Source organism: Glutamicibacter creatinolyticus (assembly GCF_006094275.1).
Lineage (GTDB): Bacteria > Actinomycetota > Actinomycetes > Actinomycetales > Micrococcaceae > Glutamicibacter > Glutamicibacter creatinolyticus.
Map to the genome: position 1 here is coordinate 291,919 of NZ_CP034412.1, position 24,052 is coordinate 315,970.

Sequence of the window (24,052 nt, forward strand, 5' to 3'; positions counted from 1 at the left end):
CGGTGTATACCGGGAGTGCTTCTCAGATGACGGCTTGACTGGTAATTGGGGGACCAGTTGACGTCATGAACACTCGCACTGTTAACAGCAGACGGTTGGCAAGAGCTTCAGGTTCCTGCCAACCGTCTGCTGTTTACAGCACCGTAAGGGCTCCCGCGCTCGCGGCGTCCGTTGCGCCCGGCCTTGCGGACTTAAGCGCTGGCCTTGCTCTGCACCAGTTCTGGGTAATGGATTGCCGCGGTCTGTGGGTGGGCGCGCAGCCAACCCTTGAGCACATTGGCGCCGTAGGAGGCCAGCATCGGGTTCTGCGGATCATCGGAGACACCCCGGGCTTCGGCCGCCAGTTTGGCTGGCAGCTGGACCTTGTCGATCACCGCGTCCAGGCGCGGGGAGTAGAAGAAGGGCACCGAGTAGCGGTCCACGCCCGCCGGCGGGGCGATCACCCGGTGAATGGTGGCCATCAGGTAGCCGTCGGTCGCCACCTCGAGCATCTCACCCAGGTTCACCACCAGCGCGCCGGGAGTGGGTGGCACTTCAATCCACTCTTCCTGCCCGTACGGCTGCACCTGCAGCCCGCCCACGCTGTCCTGCAGCAGCAGGGTGATGAAGCCGTAGTCGGCGTGCAGCCCCACGCCCTGGTTGCCGGCGTCCGGGACCACGTCGCCGGAGACGTAGTGCACCAGCTTGCCCATCCAGGCCGGGGTGTTGGCAAACGGCTCATCGAAGTGGTCCTCATCCAGTCCCAGGCCCACAGCCAGCGCCGAAAGCAGCTCATGTCCGGTCTGGTGCATCAGCTCGGCCCACGCCATCGCGCGTTCCTCCAGCTGCGGGAAATCCTGGGGGAACTGGTTCGGGCCCTGCAGATTCAGGTAGGGGGCGTCCGCGGGAACGGCGTCGAGGGCCGGACGCTGTGGGCCGTAGTCGATCTGTTCGCGCGCATCGGCCCGTCCCCGGGTGATCTCGGTGCCCATCCGGGTGTAGCCGCGGAACTGGGCGCTGTTGCGGTTATCCAGCTTCAGCTTCTGCTCCACCGGCTTGGCGAAGAACTCGGCGATGGTTTCCAGCAGCTGCTGGTCCTGGTTCTCGGTCTTGGCGTAGCCGACGATCTGGAAGAAGCCGACGCGGTGCGCCGCGTCGCGCAGCTTCTGGACGAACTGCTGGTTGAAGGAGCCGTCGGCGTTGCGGGCGGTGGAGATATCGAGCACTGGGATCTCGGTGACTGCGTTGTTCATGCCCACAATGTTGCACCCGCCGCGGCGATTGTTACCAGCGTAGGTTACGCACGGTTCCGGCAGGTTAATGAATGCGTCGAAATCCTTGTTTTCTGCGTGATTACTGGGGCATACTGCCCGGCGACGGCACGCGGGGGCGCTGTGTAGAGGACAACGAGCCGCTCCGCCGGGGACATGGTAACCCACGCGGGGGCGGCTGGCCGCATCCGTTGCGTTGCGGGTCTGGGCCGACAGCGGTTTTCTATGCTGGAGGGGTGATTTTTAAAGCAGTAGGAGAGCAGCGCCCCTATCCAGAGCATCAGATGCGCAGCACCCGGGACTGGAGCGCGATTCCCCCGCAGCAGGTGCGCCTGGAGGAGCTGACCACCACAAAGCGGACCCTGGACCTGGAAGCCCTGTTGGCCGAGGACTCGACGTTCTTCGGGGATCTGTTCCCGCACGTGGTGCGCTGGCAGGGCAACCTGTATCTGGAGGACGGGCTGCACCGCGCCGTGCGCACCGCCTTGCACCACCGTTCGATAATGCACGCCAGGGTGTTGAACCTGGACGAGTAGCCGGTAAGCTACAGGTCACACAGGGCATCGACGCCGCCCCGGCCAGGCCGGCCACTACGGAGCGCGGCGCGCGGGCCCGGAAAGGTGGGCCATGAGCGGCGAGCAGGAACCCCAGGACGCGAACACCTGGCATGGGCAGCGGATTGTGGGGGAGGATGAGCTGTCCTTCCAGTCCGACGCCCAGGCCAAACGGCGTCGCCGCCGGCGGCAGAACGCCGTGTTCGGCGCGCTCAGCGCACTGGTGGCCGTCGTGCTGGTCGTGGCGCTGCTGGTGTTCACGCAGAAGATCCAGCTACCCGGGCAGCGGCAGACCCCGGCCGCCGCCGACCAGCAGCAGCCGATTGCCAACCCCGATTGCCCGCAGCGTGACTTCACCTACCTGGATCCGAGCGAGGTCGAGGTGCGGGTGCTGAACGCGGGCGGGCAGAACGGCCTGGGCGGCAGCACCGCACAGAAGCTGTCCCAGCGCGGTTTTCAGATTGCGCTGACCACCAGCGCGGTCAGCGACTACGCGGACACGGTGGGCGCGGTGGTTTCCGGCCCGCAGGGCTATGCGCAGGCGCTGACCCTGCAGCGGCACCTGGATGGGGCCGTATACGTGTTCGACAAGGACAAGCGCGGGGCGCAGGTGGACTTTGAAATCGGTGCGAAGTTCGCCGAAATGACCAAGACCCGGCGCCTGGACAAGACGCCGGGTCCCCTGCGGTGTGCCGCGCCGGCGGCGAAGAAGTAGAAGAAGCCGGACGGCAGGGATGCCGGCGGTCTCCTGCCGCTAGGCCTGCTCGGCACGCACCTGACGCAGCGCCTGGACAAAGTTCTCGGCCGGCTGCGCCCCGGAGATCCCGTACTTGCCCTCCAGCACGAAGAACGGCACCCCGCTGATGCCCAGCTGGCGGGCCTGGTCGATGTCGGCTCGCACCTCATCGGCGTGGGCATCGGTTTCCAGCACGTCCAGCGCCTGCGAACGATCCAGGCCCACCGCGGCGGCCAGGTCGGCCAGGGTTTCCCGGTCGCCGGTGTCCAGGCCGCGCTCGAAGTGCGCCGAGAGCAGCGCCTCCTTCATCGCCGAGCCCTGCCCCTGCTGCTTGGCGAACTGAAGCAGCCGCAGCGCGTTGAACGAATTGGCCGGACGCAGTTTCTCAAAGTCGTAGGACAGCCCCTCACCGGCGGCCTGGTCGGTGACGTGCTCCAGCATGCCCTGCACCTGCTCGGCCGGCATTCCCTTGACCTCGCTGAGGTACTGAAGTTCAGTGCCCGCATAATGCTCGGGCAGGCTCGGGTCCAGCTGGAAGGCGTGCCAGTGCACGTCGACCTGGTCGGCAAAGTCCAGCTGCTGCAGCGCGGACTCGAAGCGGCGCTTGCCGATGAAGCACCACGGGCAGGCGATGTCGGACCAGATGTCCACGCGAAGACGTTGTTCACTCATGTCGGTGCCAACCCGGGGCCGGGCGGGCTTATTCCCGGCCGCTGCCCGAGGGGGCGTCCACCGCCTGCGCGGCCGGGGCCTTGACCAGCAGCTTGTAGCTGATGCCCAACAGCACCAGCCAGCCGGCGCCCACGTAGAGTGCGACCCGGGTTTCGGCGCTCAACGCCAGCAGCACCACCACAAAGCCCATGAACGCCAGCGCCGCCCAGGCGCTCAGGCTGCCGCCGGGCACCTCGAACGCGTTGCGCTTGCCGCCGGTGCGTCCCATTTCACGGCGCATCGACAGGTAGGAGGCCAGGATCATCACCCACACCCAGACGGTGGCGAAGGTGGCCAGCGAGGCGATCATCAGGAACAGCTGCTCGGGCAGCAACACGTTGAGCACCACCCCGATCACCAGCACCAGCACCATCACCAGCACGGTCATCCACGGCACCCCGTTGGCCGAGACCCGGGTGAAGGAGCGCGGGGCCAGGCCCTTCAGGGACAGGGCATAGAGCATCCGCCCGGCGCCGAAGGTGTCCGCGTTGATCGCGGAGATCGCCGCGGTGATCACCACGAAGTTCAGTACGTGGGCGGCGGCCGGGATGCCCAGCGCGTCGAAGATCTGCACGAACGGGGAGGTGGTCCCGTCGATCTGGCGCCAGTCGAAGAGCATCATGATCACGGCCAGCGAACCGACGTAGAACAGCAGGATCCGCCACGGCACCGTGTTGATCGCGGCGGGCACCGCCCGGGCGGGGTCATCGGCCTCCCCGGCGGTGATGCCGATGGTCTCGATGCCGCCAAAGGCGAACATCACCACGGCGAAGGAGAGCAGCAGGCCGGTAAAGCCGTTGGGGAACAGGGTGCCGGCGGCCAGCAGCGTGTCCAGGCCCGGGGCGGTGTCCTGCCCGGGCGCGTGGAACCCGAAGACGATCAGCGCGGCGCCGGCCACAATCATCGCCACGATCGCGCTGACCTTGATCACCGCCAGCCAGAATTCGGTTTCCCCGAACACCTTGACCTTCATCAGGTTGATCACCAGGATCAGCAGCACCACCGCCGCCACCCAGATCCAGCGCGGGACCTGCGGAAACCAGAAGCCCATGTAGATGCCGAACGCGGTGACGTCGGCGATCGCCACGATCGCCATCTCAAAGGTGAATGTCCAGCCGGTGACGAATCCGGAAAAACGCCCCAGGTAGCGCGCGGCGTAGTGCGCGAAGGAGCCGGAGACCGGGTGCTTGACCGCCATCTCGCCCATGGCGCGCATCACCACGAACACCGCGGCGCCGCCGATCATGTACGCGAAGAGCACCGCCGGTCCGGCGGCCTGGATGGCGGCCGAGGAGCCGTAGAACAGCCCGGTGCCGATGGCCGATCCCAGGGCCATGAAGCGGATGTGTCGGGCATTCAGGCCCCGGGCGAGGGCCTGCTGGGTTTCACTCACGGTGCGAACTCGGTTCCTGGTTGGCTAGATTGGAGTCGGTGACGCGCCTACCGCGCACCGCTCTGCCGGCCTTGCGCCGGCACCTGCGCGGCGGTGGACGTCGAACCGTGAAAATCATACGCGCTGCCGCGCCCTTTTGGGTACTGATGTGGCGCAAGTCAATATGAGGTTGACCGCAGGCACGCGCCGGGGCCTGGGTGAAGGGGGAAGTGGTGGCCAGAAACCTGTCGTGGCGGGGAGTGTTCTTCGCCGGCGCGATCACGGCGATCGCCGGATTCGTGGACGGGGTGGGGTTCATCCACTACTCCGGGTACTTCCTGTCGTTCATGTCCGGCAACTCCACCCGCTCCTCGGCGGCGCTGGCCGGCGGGGATGTGACCGGGTGGTGGCTGGCGATGGCGTTTGTCTCCTGCTTCGTGCTCGGGGTCATCCTGGCCACGCTGGTCGGCGCCCGGGCCCGGGTGCACCGCCGGCCGATCGTGATGTACATTTCCGGGGCCCTGCTGGTGGTAGCGGCGCTGCTCGGCGAGCGCGGGCAGGTGCTCACCGCCTGCGTGCTGGCCAGTGCGATGGGGGCGGTGAACGTGAGCTACACCCGCTCCGGGGAGGTGTCGATGGGGCTGACCTACATGACCGGCACGCTGGTCAAGCTCGGCCAGCAGCTGGCGGCGGCGCTCAGCGGCGGGAACCGGGGGATGTGGGCGCCCTACGCGGTGCTGTGGGCGATGATCACCCTGGGCTCGCTTCTGGGGGCGATCAGCTACCTGGCGTTCGGGCTGGCGGTGCTGTGGATCGCGGCCGCGGCGATGCTGCTGTGGGCCACCCTGGGGCTGAACCATGAGCGGCGGCAGCGCGCCCTGCGCCCCTAGCCGCAGCCGAGCGCTACCTTGCCCCCGGCTGCTGCCCGGCCCCATCCGCTGACGTGGCCGCGGCGCTGCGCCGGGCGGCGGTGTCCTCGGTGACCCTGCGGGCCAGGGCCTGCAGCCGGGACCCGGCCATCCGGTGGCGCTGGGTATCCAGCCAGGAGCCAACGGCCAGGTAGGCGCGCTGGCGCACCTGGGGCACGGAGAGGAAGATGTCGTGCAGCGCCCCGTCCAGGCGCAGCAGGGACAGGTTGGCGCCCAGGTCCACGCTGCGCCGGGCCACCACCTGAACGTTCAGGGCCACATCCGCGCGGGTGGCGTCCGGGGTCCAGCGCGGCAGCAGGTAGTCACGGGCGGAGAGTAGCACCAGCACCGGCTGCTGCAGCTCCAGGCCCTTGGCCACGGTGGCCTGGGCGCGGAACACGGCGTTGACGAACCCGGTGGTGATCCGAAACCCCTGCGGGGGACGCCACTGCAGGTTGTAGTCCCATTCCCCGTCGTAGGCGCTGGAGACGCTGCGGGTGTAGAACCCGGGGTCCACCTGCGGCAGTTCCCGCAGCGGGTTCAGCCGCGAGCCGGCGGCGAACAGTGCGGAGATTGCGGTGCGCCCGAACTCGGTGGCCTGGAATTCCAGCCAGGGGCTGTTGAGCACCAGCGCATCCACCTTTTGCGGGTTCTGCGCCGCGTACAGGGATGCGGTCAGCCCGCCGGTGGAATGCCCCAGCAGCACCACCCGGTTCTGCGGGTGTTCGGCGCTCATGATCCGGTGGGCGGCATCCAGTTCGGCGGAGTATTCCTGCAGGTCCGTGATGTATCCCGGTGTGCTTTGCGCGGTGAGGTTGCGCCCGTAGTTGCGCAGGTCCACCGCGTAGAAGTCCGCCCCGGCGGCGCTGAAGAACTCGGCCAGCTCGCGCTGGAAGAAGTAGTCGGACCAGCCGTGCAGGTAGAGCACCGAGTGCCCGCGCAGCACCCCGCCCACGGCACGGCGCCAGCGGGCCGGACGGTGCCGGATGAGGGTGGCCTGCTCAGCATCGGGCAACGGCAGCACCCGGCACTCAAAGTCCTCGCCGAGCACGTCAGCGGTCCATCCCTGCCCTTGCCGGTCCCATTCTGCTGCCATGCCTCCAGCATAGGCGCTGCCCGCCTCCGGTCCCTCCGCCCCCCCGGTTCCGGCGCACAGCTGCAGCGCCCGGGCACAGCACAGCGGCACCCACCGCGGATTCCTGGGGCCCCGGCCCGCCTCGCCCCCGGTACGGGCAACAGTGCCGGAACCGGGAACTTGGGGGCCGAAACCTGGTGGAATGCTGGCGGGTGCCGCAGGTCCTTGCGGGATTAGCTGGCCATCGCGTACTGGCGGGCCGGCTTGTCCAGGTAGCGCAGGTAGGCGTTGGAGGTCAGGAACGTCGGGAAGTCGTCGCGCAGCGAGCAGGCCTCGAAGATCTCCATGGCCTCCTCAAAGCGGTCACCTTCGAAACGCTCAATCTTCTCCATGGTTTCCTCGGCCAGTTCGCTCACCCAATGCCGGGTGACCACTTCGCCCTCGTCGGTGATCGCCGACTGGTGGATCCACTGCCACAGCTGGGAGCGGGAGATCTCCGCGGTGGAGGCATCCTCCACCAGGTTGCGGATGGTCACCGCGCCGTTGCCGCGCAGCCAGGACTCGATGTAGCGGATGCCGATCTCCACATTGTCCCGGATCCCGGTTTCGGTGATGCGCCCACCCAGCCCGGAAACGTTCAGCAGCTCGGAGGCCGAGGGCTGCACATCCTCACGCAGCCTGGAGACCTGGTTCGGGTTCTCGCCCAGCACGTTGTCGTAGGCCTTCATCGCCACCGGGACCAGGTCCGGGTGCGCCACCCAGGAGCCGTCAAAGCCCTCGGCCGCCTCACGGGACTTGTCCGCGTTGACCTCGGCGAAGCCCTGCTCGTTGATGCGCGGATCCTTGCGGTTGGGCACGAACGCGCTCATCCCGCCGATCGCCAGCGCCCCGCGGCGGTGGCAGGCGCGCACCAGCTGCTCGGTGTAGGCCCGCATGAACGGGCTGGTCATGGTCACCGAGTCGCGGTCGGGCATCACGAACCGGGCGCCGCGGGAACGGAAGTTCTTGATGATCGAGAAGATGTAGTCCCAGCGCCCGGCCACCAGGCCGGCCGAGTGGTCGCGCAGCTCGTAGAGGATCTCCTCCATCTCAAACGCGGCGGTGATCGTCTCGATCAGCACGGTGGCGCGGATGGTGCCCTGCTCGATGCCCAGCAGGTCCTGGGCCAGGATGAACACGTCGTTCCACAGCCGCGCCTCGGCGTGGTTTTCCAGCTTCGGCAGGGAGAAGTACGGGCCGCGCCCGGCGGCGATCAGGCGCTGGGCGTTGTGGAAGAAGTGCAGTCCGAAGTCCACGAACGCGCCGGCGATCGGCTTGCCGTCGATGAGCATGTTCTTCTCCGGCAGGTGCAGCCCACGGGGGCGAACCACGATGGTGGGCAGCTCGCGCAGCTCGGTGCTGCGCGGGGTGAGCACGGTGCCCTCCACGGTGGTGTAGTCAATGGTCCCGTCCAGCACCCGGCGCAGGTTCACCTGGTTCTTGATGACGTTCGCCCAGGTGGGGGAGCACTGGTCCTCCATGTCGGCCATCCACACCTTGGCGCCGGAGTTCAGTGCCCTGATGGTGGACTTGCGGTCGATGGGGCCGGCGATCTCCACGCGGCGGTCCTCCAGGCCCGGTGCGGCCGGGGCGACCTGCCAGCTGTTGTCTTCGCGGATATGGCGGGTGGAATCCAGGAACTTCGGGTCGTGGCCGTTGGCGATGCGGGCCCGGTTCAGCTGGCGGCGCTGCATCAGTTCCACCCGGCGGGATTCAAATGCCTGGTGCAGCTTGGCGATGAAATCCAGTGCGTCGGCGGTCAGGATCTGTTCCTGGTAGCGCACCGGGGAAGCGGTGATGGACACGGTGTTCAAAGTGATTGGGGAGTTCATGGCTGCATATCCTTAAAGACTTAATGGCTGGTGGGGCCCGTGGGCCCCGGCAACCGCTGACGACTGGTGCTGAGTTTGTCGGCTGCCGGGGCGTTTCAGACCCCACCAAGGCTCGAAAAGTGAGCCAGTTTAGTGAAATTGGCCTTCTTCGGTGGATCCCACCAGGGCCAGGGTCGAAGCGTTCGGGTTCAGGGTGGTCGAGATGTCATCGAAGTATCCGGTGCCGACCTCACGCTGGTGCCGGGTGGCGGTGTAACCGCGGTCCTCGGCGGCGAACTCGCGCTCCTGCAGGTCGACGTAGGACTTCATGCCGTCCCGGGCGTAGCCGTGGGCCAGGTCGAACATCGAGTAGTTCAGGGCGTGGAAGCCGGCCAGGGTGATGAACTGGAAGCTGAAGCCCATGGCGCCCAGCTCGCGCTGGAACTTGGCGATGGTCGCGTCGTCCAGGTGCTTCTTCCAGTTGAACGACGGTGAGCAGTTGTAGGCCAGCATCTGATCCGGGAACTCGGACTTGACAGCTTCGGCGAACCGACGGGCCACTTCCAGGTCGGGGGTGCCGGTTTCCATCCAGATCAGGTCCGAGTAGGGCGCGTAGGCCTTGGCCCGAGCGATGCACGGCTCGATGCCATTCTGCACCTTGTAGAAGCCTTCCGCGGTGCGCTCGCCGGTAATGAACTGCTGATCGCGTTCATCCACGTCCGAGGTGATCAGGGTGGCGGCCTCTGCATCGGTACGGGCGATGACCACGCTCGGGGTGCCGGCGACGTCCGCTGCCAGGCGGGCGGCGTTCAGGGTGCGGATGTGCTGCTGGGTGGGGATCAGGACCTTGCCGCCCAGGTGGCCGCACTTCTTCTCGCTGGCCAGCTGGTCTTCCCAGTGCACGCCTGAGGCGCCAGCCGTAATCATCGACTTCATCAGTTCGTAGGCGTTCAGCGGCCCTCCGAAGCCGGCTTCGGCGTCGGCGACGATCGGAACCAGCCAGTCCTCGACGGTCTTGATGTCTTCGGAAAATTCGATCTGGTCGGCGCGCAACAGGGCATTGTTGATGCGACGCACCACCTGCGGCACCGAGTTGGCTGGGTACAGCGACTGGTCCGGGTAGGTGTGGCCCGAAAGGTTGGCATCCGCGGCGACCTGCCAGCCGGAAAGGTAGATGGCCCGCAGTCCGGCCTTGACCTGCTGGACCGCCTGGTTGCCGGTCAGGGCCCCCAGTGCGTTCGTGTAGCCGCCGGTCGGGGTTTCTTCAGTCAGCTGCTTCCACAGCTTTTCCGAACCGCGTTTGGCCAGTGTATGCTCCTCTTGGACTCGGCCCTGGAGCTTGACGACCTCGGCTGCCGAGTAATCACGGGTGGTCCCCGCCCAGCGCGGGTTGTTTGCCCAGTCATTCTCAAGGGTTGCAATCCGGTTCTCGGTGGTGTTCTGATCGGTCATGTCCTGCTCCTTCGTCAGCTGTCGTCCTCTACCGGTGATGCTCCGGTCTTGCCGGATCTTGCCGGTGGACTTCCTCGTGACAACTACTTTTCCCTAGGGGCAAGAGTGTTGGTAGAGGTTATCCAAGGAAAGATCTCCGATTATTGATGGTGTGAGAAGAACTAGTCTTTTTCGCTTATCTATGAGGTGGATCATGAAGAGCGTGCGATTTTTGAGGATTCAACCCAGAAGAATCGGCAAATTATAGATTTCAGGGTTTTTTGCAAGCGCAACGTGGTGCGATTCGTGGATAAGAGGGAACCGCTTGCAGTGGTGGTACAGAACTGCGCGCAAGAAGCCGCCCGGAAGTTTGCGATGTGTCGGAACTCCAAAAAGCCTCCCGGCTATACAACCGAGGTATAGCGAATGCATGGCCATGCAGTGGGATGGGTGGGCAATTCCGAGCATAGACGGCCCTTATTCCCAGGCGCGTGCTTAACTCCGAGTGCGGGTTCGCAGGGGTAGCGAGGTGCTGTTTACCCGTTTCGGTCCAGAGAAACGACGGCGAGCGTCCCCCGCCCGTGTAATCTAACGCCTTCTGACTCGCTACCAATGACCGTGTCACGCAACATCATGCGCGACTCGTTATCGGCGGTATTCACGATGGCCTGTCCTTGGATGAGGACGCCGAGTTGCCCGTCAAATAGATATTGCTCGCGGTTTTTGGACAGTTCGACCAGGCGGACGACACCGCTTACCTTGGATGTGTCATGCGCCAGATGAAGAATCAGCAGTTGTTCCATGGGGCGGGCGGCTTCGATTGATGACCTATCGGCAAGAGTAAGAGGTCGAAATAATTCGAGGCCTTGACTCTTTCCCTCAACCTTTAGCTGGAGGAACTCGCCTTCGATAATAGTCACAGTCTGTCGGAGCATTGACGTCTCAAAAATACCAGCGCGTTCTACGGACCGAACCGAAAGAAACCATGATGTCTCGTCATTCGATGATGGCACTAGTAGTCCCTTCTGGGAGACTGTTCCAGTGGCTATTTGTCGCATGTCCCCCAACTCCCACGACCGCTTTGTGCTGGTGGCAAGTGGAATGATTGAACCGGGCGTGTATGACGAGACGTTTTCGCTCATGGTACGAGTCTAAGGGTCGTAGTTTGAGTCGGGGCATCGGCGGTGAACGACAAAGAAGCGCACACGCAGAGATCTCCGGCACCTTAGGTTTCCGGCCTACTCGATGCGGACTCGGTCCTAAAGGACTCACGAGGCGAAGACTATAAGCGTGTTCCGGTTTTCCAGGACCTGGAGCTCCTGCCATGAGTCATCTTGTAATTTCAGGGATTCTTTGACGGCGTACGCACCGCAGATATTCAAGGACGGCAACGAAATTACCAAAGGCTGGAAAGTATCTCAGTTCTTTCCTAGACTGTGCGTGTGACGACTACCACATGGAGCGGGCAGGTTCCCGGTGAATCAGACGATTCCGAACGTGCAGAGCTAGATTCCATCGCGCTTGGACGAAGGATTCGGCACCTTCGGAAGCAAAAGGGCTTCACCCTCGATGATGTTTCCGGACTCGTGGATACAGCACCCAGCCAGCTGTCGCTCATTGAAAACGGCAAACGGGAACCGAAGCTTTCACTTCTCAGAACTTTGGCCCGAGCCCTAGAAGTCGGTATCGATGACCTTCTTGGTACTGAGCCGCCCTCCAGAAGGGCAGCACTCGAAATCGAACTGGAGCGGGCTCAGCGAGGGCCCTTATATCAATCGTTGGGCCTGCCGACGGTCCGCGTTAGCAGCACGCTATCCATGGATGTGCTGGAATCCTTGGTGGGGCTGCAACGAGAACTGGAACGACGACTTAATGAACAAGCAGCGACACCGGAGGAGGCGCGGCGGGCGAACACCAAACTTCGTGAGGAAATGCGGCAACGAAACAACTACTTCCCGTCCTTAGAGGAAGAAGCCAGCTCGTTGCTGAAAGCAATCGGCCAAACCGAGGGACCGCTGTCAACACATCAGATTACCGATATCGCAAGTCACCTGGGCTTTACACTCCACAATGTGTCTGACCTCCCTCACTCGACACGATCCGTAACCGACCTGAAAAACAAGCGCATTTACTTGACGCAGTCGTCTCGATCGGAGTTCAGCACACGTTCGGTCCTTCTGCAGGCTTTCGGACATCAGGTACTTGGGCATCAAACGCCGAAGGACTACGCCGAATTTCTGAGACAACGAGTTTCTACCAATTACTTTGCTGCAGCGCTGATGATGCCCGAAAAAGCTACTGTCGATTTTCTGCAACGCGCAAAGGAAGCCCGCGAAATCGCAGTGGAAGATATCCGGGACGCTTTTGCTGTTTCCTACGAGACGGCAGCTCACCGTTTCACCAATCTTGCGACAGAACATCTGGGAATTCCGGTGCATTTCCAGAAGGTGCACGAGTCAGGAATCATTCACAAGGCGTATGAGAATGACGGCGTGAATTTTCCGCAGGATCACATTGGCGCGATCGAAGGACAGTCGGTGTGCCGGTACTGGACCAGCCGAGAAGTTTTTAACGTTCCAGACCAGTTCAGTGCATTTAACCAATACACGGATACGATTGCAGGAACGTTCTGGTGCACGGCGCGTACCGAGCGTTCGACCAGCGGCCGATTCTCGCTGAGTATCGGGGTTCCATATGTCCATGTCAAATGGTTTCGCGGCCGCGATACAACTGAGCGATCAACTTCAACCTGCCCAGACCCTTCCTGTTGTCGTAGGCCCCCTCACGATCTGCAGCAAGAATGGGCAGGGCAGGCATGGCCAAGCGCCCGAGCTCAGACTCATCTTTTGGCAGCGATGCCGCAGGGCGCATTCCCCGGTGTTGATGAAACAGAGGTTTACGCCTTCCTCCATCATCATGCGCAAATCAAGTGACCTAGCACCGTCAGAAATCTCGTTAGAAGGAAGTGAAGCTTGAAGTATGTAATCGGTTGTACCGATGATGAACGGGGACGAGCCGCGATTTCGCTGGCTTTGACCTTGGCCCGTTCCCTGGCTGAGCTTGATCAGGTGGAGCTGGAACTTGTGCACATCATTCACGGTGTCTCCCCGGAAGATGCGTCTACCCAGAGCGAGAAGGTGTTTCAGCAGTACCAGCTTGAAACTGCGCAAACATGGATGAAGAGGTCCTTGGATCTGATACCTTCGTCGATAAACGCTCGGACCCGGGTCCGTTTCGCGGACTCGATGGCTCAAGGGCTGTTGGAGAGTGTTTCCAGTTTTAACGCTGACCTGGTCGTTATTGGCGCAGCGAGTCATGGCCCACTGCGGCGTTTTACTGTCGGAAGTGTTGCCAATGCCCTTCTGCATTCATCACCGGTTCCGGTGGCTTTGGCACCAACAGGGTATCTTCCGCCGCGTCACCTCACACGTTTTACCTGCGGTGTGGGGCTGCGTTCCGGATCTGATGCCGTCTTAGACGTAGCCGTTGAAGCCGCAGCATTACGCCATGTTCCGTTGCGTCTCGTGTCGTTGGTTGCCTTGGATCTCAGCGCCGCGCGTAAAGTTGGCAATTTGCAACAACGAGCGCAGGCGCATGCCACACGAATGCTCAATCAGGCCGTGGCGGCCGTAGCCCATCGAACTCTCGTAACTGCCGAAGTGGCTCAGGGAAAGACGATTGAGGCGGCTATTGAGCAGTTGGAATGGGACGAATCCGAAATTGTTCTCATCGGTTCCAGCCGTCTGGCCGAGCGGAGCACGATTTTCATGGGAACAACCGCCAACAAAATGCTCCGGGCTCTTCCTGTGCCCATGGTGGTAGTTCCCCGGTACCACCTGAGCAGAAATTCCACGCACTCAATCCAGCTCTGAGTGACGCTGACATGACGAATAACTCTCAGAAACCTGCTCCTGAAGTGTATGAGCAGATTCTTGCCCCAATCTCGATCAGTTCCGAGGTCGGAGAGCCGCTTTACCGGCAGTTGCGTCGAGCTCTAGAGCATCAGATCCGCGTGGGCGGCTTTGCTCCAGACGCTCCTCTGCCCTCTTCCAGGGAGCTTTCACGCGAGCTCGGGTTGTCACGAAACACAGTAAATGCGGCCTTCCAGGAGTTGCTGGCCTGTGGAATCATAGAATCCCACGCTCGACGCGGCTATTTCATCAATGCCCAGATCTTAGACGCCTCTGCGCCTTTGCCCCACAACGCGGTTGTTGGCCCCACGGCCATCGACTGGAGTCAGCACATTCGTCCGCGCGTAGGCGCAGACAGGCCCGAAATCACCAAGGTAAGCAATTGGCGAGAACACCGCTATCCGTTTGTCGCCGGGCAGGTTGACGAACGCGATTTCCCGCGTTTGGCATGGGCTCGTGCATTGCGGGATGCACTGGATCCACCACACTTGCATTACTCCTTACGCGACTCTGTCGATGAGGATGACCCTTACCTAATTGATGTTCTGTGCCGCAGAGTGCTACCGTCCCGCGGGATTGTTGCCGAGCCCAAGAACGTACTTATAACCGCGGGTTCGCAACAAGGACTAGATCTTCTGGCCCAGACGATCATGGATAGCCGCTCAACAGTTGCCGTGGAGGATCCTGGCTACGTGGACGCTCGTCATACTTTCGCACGTACTGGAGCTGAACTGCGCCCTCTGGACGTAGATGAACATGGGCTGATCCCGCCAGAATCATTTGCTGGTTTGGACGCACTCTACTTGACCCCAAGCCACCACAGTCCAACGAATGTGACACTCAGCGTTAGTCGTCGCAGAACTATTTTGGATGCGACACTTGCAAGCGGAACCTTGGTAATCGAGGACGACTACGACAGCGAGTTTCGGTATCGGGGAAAACCCACTCCGGCGTTGAAAGCTCTACCTAATTCGGCGCACGTCGTTTATCTGGGATCCTTCACCAAGTTTCTCGCTCCGGGGCTTCGCATGGGGTACATAGTTGGTGACCCCGTGATCATTGCTGAGTTGAGAAGCCAACGGCGATACCGCATCCGCCATATCGCCGGGCATCCCCAGCGCGCCATGGCGATGCTGATTGACTCTGGGCAGTACCATCGAACAATTTCGCGGCGGCGCACGCAACTCCAGCGGAAATGGCGCTTGCTTGTCGAAGCACTTGAAAAGTACCTCCCCTGGGACGTGTCGGCTCCACCCGGAGGAGTCAGCGTGTGGATTAGGGGGCCGCAGGAATTGGATTGCATCGAACTTCAAGCGGCGTGCCTGAGGGAAGGAGTCGTCATCGAACGCGGTGACGTGTTCTTTGACGATCCGTCTACTCACCGGAATTTTTTCAGACTCGGGTTTGCCGCAATCGACGCAGCGGCCATAGAACCGGGGATAAGACGACTGGCGAAAATCGTTCACGGCCTCGGCCTATAGACCTTCTTACCGCTGGTTCTTGGAAAACCAGTGCGATCTGGGTCTAGGGCCGCGAGTCTGCTTCGGCGACAGTAGTTGGGAAGGTACCCGAGTGTGTAAAGGAGCACGCTATGACCGCCCAACAAGAAGCCGCGTTTGCGGCTAAACCCGAGGCCCAATATGGGCGTGGACAGCGAAATGCCGATATCGATTTGGCTGCCATCAGCAAAAACGTTTCTCTTCTGAGCCAGTTTGCCGCGCAATCCAAGGTGATGGCCGTGCTAAAAGCCGATGCCTATGGTCATGGGTTGATTCCCTCGGCCGAGGCTGCGTTGCGGGGTGGCGCGGATTTCCTGGGGACTGCCGTTCTGGAGGAGGCGTTCGCCCTGCGAGACGCGGGTATCGAGGCGCCGGTTTTCGCATGGCTGGCGGCACCAGGCGCAGATTTTGTCACCGCACTCTCCAAGCAGATCGATGTAGCGGCTTACAACATCGAACAGCTAGCAGAAATCATCAAAGCCTCCCGAGAAGCCGGAGCCACTGCCCGTATTCACCTGAAAATCGACACCGGCATGTGGCGGGGTGGCGCCGACGCAGCGTCATGGCCTCAATTATGCGCAGCCGCCCGCCGTGCAGAAGCTAACGGTGTTGTCCGCATCGTCGGGGTATGGTCCCATCTGGCTTGTGCCGATGAACCCGGGCATCCTTCCATCGACGCTCAGCTTTCCAACTTTCGTCGAGCAATAGCCGTCGCACGAGATCTGGGGCTCAGACCAGAGCTTTGCCATATTGCAAATTCTGCCGCAACCCTCTCCCGCCCCGATGCCCATTTCGACATGGTGCGCACCGGCCTAGCCGTCTATGGCATCAACCCATTGCCCCGTGAAGCCCGAACTTCACGGATGCAACTACAGCCCGCCATGAGATTGAGCGCGAAGATCGTGAACGTGAAGCCAGCGCCTGCTGGAGCACCTGTCAGCTACGGGGCGACCGAGAAAACCGCTCGAGCCACGCGGCTGGCTGTCGTGCCTCTTGGGTACGCAGATGGTGTGGTTCGGAGTGCCAGTTCAAGGGGACCTGTGCGCATCGGGGACGAGCACTTCCGCGTTATAGGGCGCATTTGCATGGACCAGTTCGTGGTCGACGTGGGCGACTACGCGATCCAGGCGGGAGACGAAGCCGTTCTCTTCGGTTCTGCACAAGATGGCGAACCAACAGTTGAGCATTGGGCGGAAGCCGCAGGAACCATACCCTATGAGATCCTCACGGGCATTGGCGCAAGAGTCCCACGAAACTATCGAGATTCAACATCTGGTACCTAAAAACTGGCTCCATTGTGGCTCTGGGAAAGGACCCAGCGACAAGGCAGAGTGATATTCACCACATCAAATCTTGGTAGTTGTTAGTGAATCTAACGCTGGCAGGATCAGATCTTCATCAAGGAGGAAAGCAATGACCGCTTCAGACATCCGCAATCGTGCCCAGCAGCACCTCTACCCGCACTTCACTGCCGGCCAGGTGTGGAATGACAAGAATCTGCCGATTATCGTCAAGGGCGAAGGAAGCTACTTATTCGACGAGTCCGGGGAACGCTACCTCGATGGCTTGGCAGGGCTTTTCTGCGCGAACATCGGTCATGGTCGACAGGATATTCCGAAGGCCGCCTATGAGCAGATGTCCGAACTGGCCTACTGGACGAACTGGGGTTCAGCTCACCCTGCAGCGGTGGAGGCAGCGACTCGTATTGCCAACTTGGCTCCGGGTGACCTGGATGTAACGTTCTTCGTCAACTCCGGCTCTGAGGCCGTGGAATCGGCGATCAAGTTCGCGCGCCAGTACCACCGCAGCCAGGGGCAGCCCGAGCGAACCAAGATCATTGCTCGCAACATGGCCTACCACGGCACCACCCTCGGTGCGCTGGCAGTAACGGGAATCCCGGCCTACAAGGAACCTTTCGGCAACTTGATGCCCGGTGTGTTCCATGTTCCAAATACTCTGGGAGAAACGATTCCAGAAGGCGGAAGCGCCGCAGACCTGCCCTCGGTTCAAGCGATTCGGCAGGTCATTGAGGAGCAGGGCGGTCACACGATCGCGGCCTTGTTCGCCGAACCAGTTCAGAACTCCCGCGGTGCCTTGGTGCCCCCGGCCGGCTACTGGCAGGAACTGCGAAAGATCTGTGATGAGCATGGAATCCTGCTGGTGGCGGACGAAGTCATCACGGGCTTCGGTCGACTGGGCGAGTGGTTCGGCAGCATCAAGTTTGATGTGGTCCCTGACATGATTACCTTTGCAAAGGGATCCACAAGTGGCTATGCGCCACTCGGGGGAGTGATCATTCGCAAGCCGCTGGCCGATGGCATGCTCGCCAGTCCGCAGGCGGGGATCTTCACACATGGCGCCACCTGGGGCGGTCACCCCGTGTCGACTGCCGTGGCCGTGGCCAACCTGGATGCTCTGAAGGAAGAGAACATTACAGGCAACGTTCGTAGCCTCGAGCCTTACTTCCAGAATGGACTGAACCAGCTGGTCGATGCCCATTCGAGCATCCGAGAATACCGAGGTGCGGGATTCTTCTATGCAATCGAACTGATGGGTGACCGGAACACTGGACGAGAACTGACTGAGGAAGAATCCAAGCACTTGCTGACCCAGGTGATGCCGAAGGCGATGCGGGAAGTCAATCTCATTACTCGCCCGGACAACCGGGGCGCCACCATGCTGGTGCTCTCCCCGCCGCTGGTCGCCGACCAGGACGTTCTGGATGACTTGCTGGGCAAGGTGGATCATGTGATGAGCGCAGCCGATCAGTACTTGCGCACTAACGTGCAATCGCTGGCAGGCGTCTAAGCGCGGGACCGCAGGAAGGACCATTCCATGGCCAGCACCATTGTGGATCTCGCCGGCATTGACCAGATGCTTCTACAGCGTTTCGAACAAGCTCTTGCCTACCGGAACATGCATCGCATCATCTTGCCGGAAGGACAAGATGAACGGATACAGCGCGCTGCGGATATCTTGAGCGGACTGGGTGCCCAACCAGTCTTGCTTCAGGCGCCCGCCGCAGCGGTCGGGAACTGTTCGATACGCGAACTGCGCACCTCATCGGTTGAGGAGCACCTGCGTTCCTCGCTGGAACCACGCGGTGCAGAAGCGGTGGACCAGGCCTTGCAAGACCCGGTGGCGCTGGCCATGGCGAAAGTCGCATGTGGAGAAGGAGAAGCTGTTGTGGCGGGGGCAACCCTGCCCACGGCAGACATCATGCGTTCCGCATTTCGTGTCGTCGGACCGGCAGAAAAAGGGGCGACCGTATCGTCCTGCTTTCTGATGCGCTTGACGTCTGGACAGTATCTTGCCTACGGCGATTGCGCGGTGGTACCCGACCCCGAGGTCGAACAACTGGCTCGGATCGCCATCGATACTGCCGGTACGTTTCAAGCAATAACAGGCACAACACCTCGGGTTGCAATGCTTTCTTTCTCCACAGCCGGAAGCGCCGAGCATCCGAGTATTAGGACGGTACGTGAAGCCACGAAATTGGTACGCCAATGGCGCCCCAGCCTATGCGTAGATGGTGAACTTCAGTTTGATGCGGCAGCGGATTCCGCTGTCGCAGCCGCTAAAGCACCGCAATCTGAAGTAGCCGGAAGAGCCAACGTGTTTATATTCCCGAACCTGGCGGCCGGGAACATCGGATATAAAATCACTCAGCGGTTAGCCGAAGCGCAGGCCTATGGGCCGATCCTTCAGGGCCTGGCCGCACCGGTCAATGACTTGTCCCGTGGGGCGAGCGTCTCAGACATCGTAAATGTCTCCCTTATCAGCTTGGTGCAGTCTCTGCCTTCACCGCCCGCCGAGGCGTGAAGGAGTAAGAGTCAGTCCAAAGAAGTGCAGCACCACTTGAGATCGAGGTAAAAATGAAGGCGACTACTACAAGCAACACCAGCCAACCGGCGAGACCTTCCGGAATCGCTATGGAATCCGCGTCAGGGGGAGAACAGCCCGAACGCCTAGCCAAAACACTTAAGGCCCGGTGGGTCTGGGCAATTGCTCTGGGATCTGCCGTCGGATGGGGCGCGTTTATTTTGCCCACTGACTGGCTCGCGATCGGCGGACCCGTCGGAGCTTTGAGCGGCTTCATGATCGGTGGAGCGCTGATGATTCTTATCGCCGTCAGCTATGGCTTCCTGATCAAGTCCTTCCCGGTTTCCGGTGGTGAGCTAGCATTCGCGCTTGTCGGTTTCGGACGTACACACGCGTTCTTCTGCGGCTGGTACCTGACCCTGGGGTATACCTGTATTGTGGCCCTGAACGCTTCAGCCATGGCCTTGCTTTTCCGCAAGCTCATGCCGGACGTAGTGCAGCAGGGATACCTCTACACCGTGGCCGGATGGGATGTGTACATCGTCGAGGTAGCCATCTCGTTGACTGTGCTGATCGTCTTCGCCCTGCTCAACATTCGAGGCACAGCGCTGTCGGGCAGAATTCAATTCATCGCCTGCGTCATCATGCTGATAGCGGTGGCGTGCATCCTGGTCGGCGTCCTGGCCAGTCCACAGGCAGTACTGAGCAACGCTACCCCCGCGTTTCCCGCTGAAGTGAATCCAGTTGCCGCTATTGCCGCGATCGTCGCCATCGCGCCTTGGGCATTTATCGGATTTGATAATGTGCCTCAGGCGGCCGAAGAGTTCGATTTTCCTCCGGCCAAAGCCATGCGACTGATCGTGCTGGCTCTGTTGGCTGCTGCATTGCTGTACTGTGCAATGATTGCGGCAGTTGCTTTCAGTGCACCTTGGGAGGCCTTGGCAAATGGGACTTCGGCCTGGGGTAGCGCCGATGCTTTGACCGCGGTCATGGGCGGTGTAGGAATGCTGTTGCTGACCATCGGCATCACCATGGGCGTCAGCACGGGGCTGAACGGTTTCTACGTATCGGCCAGTCGCATCCTGCTGGGCATGGGGCGCGCGCAGATGATTCCGGCAGTGTTTGCCCGGCTTCACCCCAAGTACAAGACCCCCCACTACGGAGTTCTCTTTGTGGCAGCAGTTTGCTTGATCAGCCCGTGGTTTGGCCGCGCTGCGCTTACCTGGGTAGTAGACATGTCGGCTGTCGGGGTAACGGTCGCTTACCTGTACACGTGTTTGTGCGCTTTCAAGCTTTTCCGCACGACAAATTCCAAACAGGGAATCAGCTCTCTAGGAGACGTCAACTCGACTTCAAAGAAGGTTCTCAGCCTGCTTGGGGCGATCACCTCGCTGACGTTTATGGCGTTGCTATTGATTCCTGGGTCACCTGGAGTGCTCGGAAAGGAATCGATGATCGCGCTGGCTGTGTGGACGCTGCTCGGAGTTCTGTTCTTCCTCATGCGTCGTAAGCACAATAAGACACTGAGCGATGAGCAAGTCGACATGCTAGTGCTCGGAGCACCGCGGCCAGCAGGCACGGAGCTAGCGGTCAAAGTGAAAAGGTAGGCAATCGAATAAAGGCTGACAAGGCCCGGGAAGCAACCTCGTCTTCCCGGGCCTTGTCTTGTATTCAAGGGACAAAGGTGTCGGGACGCCCATCACCGGATGAGGTAAGCCTGGTGTGCTCTGTCGGTTAGCCAGTTATCTTTCCCACCTCCGCATTGTCCTGCGCAGAGATCCCTCTCATGGAAATGGTTTGACGTGCTTCCAGTCTGCGAGCTTGTCGTGAGTGAGATTCAGGCAACGGAAGCCTTTTCTCTGGCGTGGTCACGCGAGCCTACGAATGTGCCATTGGGTTCGGCCCTCACCAAGTTGCCGAAGAACTATTTGGCCAGCCTCCGTTTTTGAATGTGGACGCCGTTCCTTTGACCGCATAAATTAACCTGGGAAACAGCGTGCCGAGGGTAAGCATTCTTCTCGGGCGGGCTCAATGGGCCGGGAGCGGCTGGCGTTTCAGACAACGCAATTTCGCCCGCCTGAACGGCAGCATCTAGCGGACAGCCTGAATTGCGGTAACTTACGTTTCTTGGAAGACCCATTCTCCTATAGATGACGAGAGCGCAACAGTGTCTACTGGATCTCCAACGGGTACGAATGACAGCAGGAAGTTGAATTCAGCGGAGGGTGGGAAGCCTTGCCAAGAGCGACAAGAAGGCACGGATCCCGCGGTCGCTGGAAAGCTCACAGTCTTCAATTACTACTGCCTGATCACCGAAATACGGGCTCATGTCTAATCCCAAACCTATTCCTGCGACACTTGTTCGGCTAGTATTTGCGTGCCTGATCACCTCAACCAGATCCTGGTGGAGGTAGGATGCACCGTTCGTTTGTGTCGTGGCGGTATCCGATGGACTTCCATCTGAAATGACGATAAGAACTCGACGTTCTGCGGCATTTTCGGATAGACGGTGTAGGGCCCATCTCACAGCTTCACCGTCTACGCCCTCCTTGTAGAGAGGCTGGTGCAACAATGCGCCGATGCTGTTCCGGCTCGTCCGCCAGCTTGAAGTGAAGTCTTTAAAGATAAGATGGTTTATCTCGTTCAGCCGTCCCGGCTGTTGGGGTGAGCCGGCACGACGCCATTCGCTTAGCGGGCGGCCGCCATTCCAAGCTCGCGTTGTGTAGCCGAGGACCTCTACGGGAACCTCACACTGATCCAGCGCTCTTATCGTCAGGTTCAGAAACGAAGCAATCGATTTCGCATGGTGCCGCATCGATCCCGAGCAATCGATGAGAAAGCTGATCGCTGCGAATGGATGCGATGCTTCGTGTGTTTCTCGAAATACTCTATGGTCAGTGGGAGAGGCAATCAACGTAGCCAACCTGCCGCCGTCAATCAAGCCGCGTTCGGCACCCCCATACCAGGCATCCGGTGTGGGATAGCAGAAGATCGCTCGCAGGGCCCGTGCGAGGAATCTGTGGTTTATTCCAGATTGAGACGCTAAATGCGCGATCTCCGCACGGTAGCGTTCGAGTAGCCCAGCACGAATATGCTGGGTTGCCGGAACAACCTGATCATACTGTCGGGTAAAGGCACGGTAGCGGGAATCCTCGCGCCCGCTCTTGGATCCAGGGTCCAATGCTGCACGTGCGACGGCAGCAGCTTCACCAGCGACATCCAGATGTAGAGTGAATCGTGAATCATCCGCTCGACGTCGTGGTGCCGGCCGACTGCCGCGATTGGAGTGGTGCGCGGCGATACTGTCGTCTACCAGTCTGGCAATACGCAGTGAGATCTGCGCGAATCGGAGCTGGTCAAAACGTGCCGGACGGAGACGGGCCGCTAACGCCCCGATGCCGGATGGGAAAGCTATGCGCGCAGCTTCGATGGAATCTTCCATCTCTGGAGCTAGCCCGGTGCCATTGATTTTGGACCGGCAGACTTGGGCCAGTGCGAATAGCATCTGCCCTAGCTCCGTCTCTGCCAAAGCTGACGCCTGAAACTGTGTGGTCCAACTGTGAAATCCATTGTCGAGATTTGAGCGAACGCCAGGCAACCTGTTTAGCGACTCGCACCGGAATTGCTCGAGAAGCTCGAAGATGAAACGGCCGCCCGAAGATTTCGGAAGTAGCTCTTGATGCTGTCTCATATCTGAATGACGCACCCGAAGGGCCATTCCGTCGCTAGCGCCTCGATAGGCGTGCAAATCGGAATAGCCAATTTGAGGGTAGAGATGGGCTGCGTTGATGGGAAGCATCCTGCCGGAGCTCCAGGCAGTGTTGCCACGTAACTCTAATCCGGCATCAGCACTCAGTGCCCGGAGGCAAGCGCTCTGGAGGCGTCTGATCTCCTGAGCGTGTTGGGATATGCGGGGCGGCTCCGTAGGCTGTTCAGTCATCGCTGAAGCCTTCTAAAAATCAATGGCCATAGACTCTGGCAGTTCTGTGTCAAAACAACGTTGGAAGTATTCCGCGATGAGAGAGTGTTCTGATTCATCGCACTTATTGAGGAAGGTGAGGCGAAATGCCAAAGCAGGATCGCGGAATATTTCGATGTTTTGGGCCCAGGTGATCACGGTGCGTGGCGACATGAGTGTAGAAACATCGCCGGCCGCAAACCCGTCACGCGTCAATGCAGCAACGGACACCATGGCACGAATTAGCTCCATGCCTTCCGGAGTGCGAGCCAGTTCCGGAACACGTCCCGCTACGATAGAGATCTCGTCCTCAGCCGGCAGGAAGTTGAGGCTGGCGACAACGTTCCAGCGGTCAATCTGCGCGTGATTTAAGCGTTGCACACCATGATAGAGACCGTTCAAGTTTCCCAATCCGACAGTATTAGACGTTGCGAACAACCGAAAATGCGGATGGGGCTGAATGACGCGATTCTGGTCGGGCAGCACGAGTGCCCCGTTCTGCTCTAGCAGGCGTTGGATTACAAACATGACATCTGGACGACCTGCATCGTACTCATCAAGAATGAGGGCCATTGGTTGGCTCATCGCCCAAGGAATGACACCTTCTTGGAACGATGTAGTCGGCTGCCCATCACGTATCACGACGCTATCCTTGCCGACCAAATCCATACGCCCTAACTGCCCGTCAAGGTTGACTCGCATCACCGGCCAACGAAGACGCGCCGCGACCTGCTCAATATGGCTCGACTTGCCCGTGCCATGCATCCCCTGCACCAAGACTCGCGAATCGTGCATGAAACCCGCGAGTATGGCCAACGTGGTGGGCTTATTGAACCGATAGTTCGTGTCGATTGTTGGTACATGAGGCGAGTCACCAAGAAATCGAGTCACCGTTAGGTCAGTATCAATATCGAAGAGTCTGCGCGCGCTCACGCTTTCGAATTCGTCAGTCGGTGCCGGGGCGAAGGTCGTCAT

Annotated in this window: 19 protein-coding genes; 10 read left to right on the top strand and 9 right to left on the bottom strand. The window is 60.7% G+C overall.

The window, feature by feature from the left end; translation table 11 throughout:
* Nucleotides 1-191: 191 nt before the first annotated feature.
* On the bottom strand, nucleotides 192-1,232 hold the full coding sequence (locus GcLGCM259_RS01430; protein ID WP_138925535.1) for an isopenicillin N synthase family dioxygenase: 1,041 nt from the start codon (nucleotides 1,230-1,232) through the stop codon (nucleotides 192-194).
* 254 nt (nucleotides 1,233-1,486) lie between these two features.
* Here GcLGCM259_RS01430 and GcLGCM259_RS01435 point away from each other — a divergent pair, with 254 nt between their 5' ends.
* Complete coding sequence (locus tag GcLGCM259_RS01435) at nucleotides 1,487-1,786, top strand: type II toxin-antitoxin system VapB family antitoxin (protein ID WP_054821128.1); 300 nt, start codon at nucleotides 1,487-1,489, stop codon at nucleotides 1,784-1,786.
* A 91-nt stretch (nucleotides 1,787-1,877) separates the two neighbouring features.
* Complete coding sequence (locus GcLGCM259_RS01440) at nucleotides 1,878-2,519, top strand: LytR C-terminal domain-containing protein (protein ID WP_138925536.1); 642 nt, start codon at nucleotides 1,878-1,880, stop codon at nucleotides 2,517-2,519.
* A 39-nt stretch (nucleotides 2,520-2,558) separates the two neighbouring features.
* On the opposite strand, the gene GcLGCM259_RS01445 is transcribed toward GcLGCM259_RS01440, so the two are convergent.
* Both GcLGCM259_RS01445 and GcLGCM259_RS01450 read right to left on the bottom strand, forming a co-directional pair.
* Nucleotides 2,559-3,212 (bottom strand): DsbA family oxidoreductase, encoded by a 654-nt coding sequence (locus GcLGCM259_RS01445; protein ID WP_138925537.1) that lies wholly within the window; start codon nucleotides 3,210-3,212, stop codon nucleotides 2,559-2,561.
* A 28-nt stretch (nucleotides 3,213-3,240) separates the two neighbouring features.
* The gene (locus GcLGCM259_RS01450; protein WP_138174737.1) at nucleotides 3,241-4,587 is read right to left on the bottom strand and encodes an amino acid permease; all 1,347 of its coding nucleotides are present in this window, start codon (nucleotides 4,585-4,587) and stop codon (nucleotides 3,241-3,243) included.
* A gap of 269 nt (nucleotides 4,588-4,856) precedes the next feature.
* On the opposite strand from GcLGCM259_RS01450, the gene GcLGCM259_RS01455 reads away from it, so the two are divergent.
* On the top strand, nucleotides 4,857-5,513 hold the full coding sequence (locus GcLGCM259_RS01455) for a YoaK family protein (protein ID WP_138925538.1): 657 nt from the start codon (nucleotides 4,857-4,859) through the stop codon (nucleotides 5,511-5,513).
* Nucleotides 5,514-5,526: 13 nt separating this feature from the next.
* On the opposite strand, the gene GcLGCM259_RS01460 is transcribed toward GcLGCM259_RS01455, so the two are convergent.
* The 4 genes from GcLGCM259_RS01460 to GcLGCM259_RS01475 all read right to left on the bottom strand — a co-directional run bounded on the left by GcLGCM259_RS01460 (nucleotide 5,527) and on the right by GcLGCM259_RS01475 (nucleotide 11,029).
* Nucleotides 5,527-6,627, bottom strand: coding sequence for an alpha/beta hydrolase (locus GcLGCM259_RS01460; protein WP_217496549.1), 1,101 nt, complete (start codon nucleotides 6,625-6,627; stop codon nucleotides 5,527-5,529).
* A 212-nt stretch (nucleotides 6,628-6,839) separates the two neighbouring features.
* On the bottom strand, nucleotides 6,840-8,477 hold the full coding sequence (aceB, locus tag GcLGCM259_RS01465; RefSeq protein ID WP_138925539.1) for a malate synthase A: 1,638 nt from the start codon (nucleotides 8,475-8,477) through the stop codon (nucleotides 6,840-6,842).
* A gap of 129 nt (nucleotides 8,478-8,606) precedes the next feature.
* Nucleotides 8,607-9,908, bottom strand: coding sequence for an isocitrate lyase (aceA, locus tag GcLGCM259_RS01470; protein WP_138174421.1), 1,302 nt, complete (start codon nucleotides 9,906-9,908; stop codon nucleotides 8,607-8,609).
* Nucleotides 9,909-10,423: 515 nt separating this feature from the next.
* Nucleotides 10,424-11,029: a HutD family protein gene (locus tag GcLGCM259_RS01475; protein WP_138174419.1), complete on the bottom strand. Its 606-nt coding sequence runs from the start codon at nucleotides 11,027-11,029 to the stop codon at nucleotides 10,424-10,426.
* A 300-nt stretch (nucleotides 11,030-11,329) separates the two neighbouring features.
* Here GcLGCM259_RS01475 and GcLGCM259_RS01480 point away from each other — a divergent pair, with 300 nt between their 5' ends.
* The 7 genes from GcLGCM259_RS01480 to GcLGCM259_RS01510 all read left to right on the top strand — a co-directional run bounded on the left by GcLGCM259_RS01480 (nucleotide 11,330) and on the right by GcLGCM259_RS01510 (nucleotide 20,726).
* Nucleotides 11,330-12,820 carry a helix-turn-helix domain-containing protein gene (locus GcLGCM259_RS01480; protein ID WP_171021125.1) on the top strand — a complete coding sequence of 497 codons (1,491 nt, stop codon included), beginning with the start codon at nucleotides 11,330-11,332 and terminating at the stop codon, nucleotides 12,818-12,820.
* Between the two features lie 39 nt (nucleotides 12,821-12,859).
* Entirely contained in the window at nucleotides 12,860-13,759 is a 900-nt protein-coding gene (locus tag GcLGCM259_RS01485) for a universal stress protein (protein WP_138925540.1), read from the top strand.
* 11 nt (nucleotides 13,760-13,770) lie between these two features.
* Entirely contained in the window at nucleotides 13,771-15,279 is a 1,509-nt protein-coding gene (pdxR, locus tag GcLGCM259_RS01490) for a MocR-like pyridoxine biosynthesis transcription factor PdxR (protein WP_138925541.1), read from the top strand.
* Between the two features lie 110 nt (nucleotides 15,280-15,389).
* Nucleotides 15,390-16,580 carry an alanine racemase gene (gene alr / locus GcLGCM259_RS01495; protein WP_138925542.1) on the top strand — a complete coding sequence of 397 codons (1,191 nt, stop codon included), beginning with the start codon at nucleotides 15,390-15,392 and terminating at the stop codon, nucleotides 16,578-16,580.
* A 130-nt stretch (nucleotides 16,581-16,710) separates the two neighbouring features.
* On the top strand, nucleotides 16,711-18,105 hold the full coding sequence (locus GcLGCM259_RS01500; protein ID WP_054820483.1) for an aspartate aminotransferase family protein: 1,395 nt from the start codon (nucleotides 16,711-16,713) through the stop codon (nucleotides 18,103-18,105).
* Between the two features lie 27 nt (nucleotides 18,106-18,132).
* The gene (locus GcLGCM259_RS01505; protein ID WP_212743863.1) at nucleotides 18,133-19,119 is read left to right on the top strand and encodes a phosphotransacetylase; all 987 of its coding nucleotides are present in this window, start codon (nucleotides 18,133-18,135) and stop codon (nucleotides 19,117-19,119) included.
* A gap of 110 nt (nucleotides 19,120-19,229) precedes the next feature.
* Nucleotides 19,230-20,726, top strand: coding sequence for an APC family permease (locus GcLGCM259_RS01510; protein ID WP_138925543.1), 1,497 nt, complete (start codon nucleotides 19,230-19,232; stop codon nucleotides 20,724-20,726).
* Nucleotides 20,727-21,334: 608 nt separating this feature from the next.
* Here GcLGCM259_RS01510 and GcLGCM259_RS01515 read toward each other — a convergent pair.
* Complete coding sequence (locus tag GcLGCM259_RS01515) at nucleotides 21,335-23,059, bottom strand: cobaltochelatase CobT-related protein (protein ID WP_138925544.1); 1,725 nt, start codon at nucleotides 23,057-23,059, stop codon at nucleotides 21,335-21,337.
* Between the two features lie 12 nt (nucleotides 23,060-23,071).
* On the bottom strand, nucleotides 23,072-24,052 hold the full coding sequence (locus tag GcLGCM259_RS01520) for an AAA family ATPase (RefSeq protein ID WP_212743869.1): 981 nt from the start codon (nucleotides 24,050-24,052) through the stop codon (nucleotides 23,072-23,074).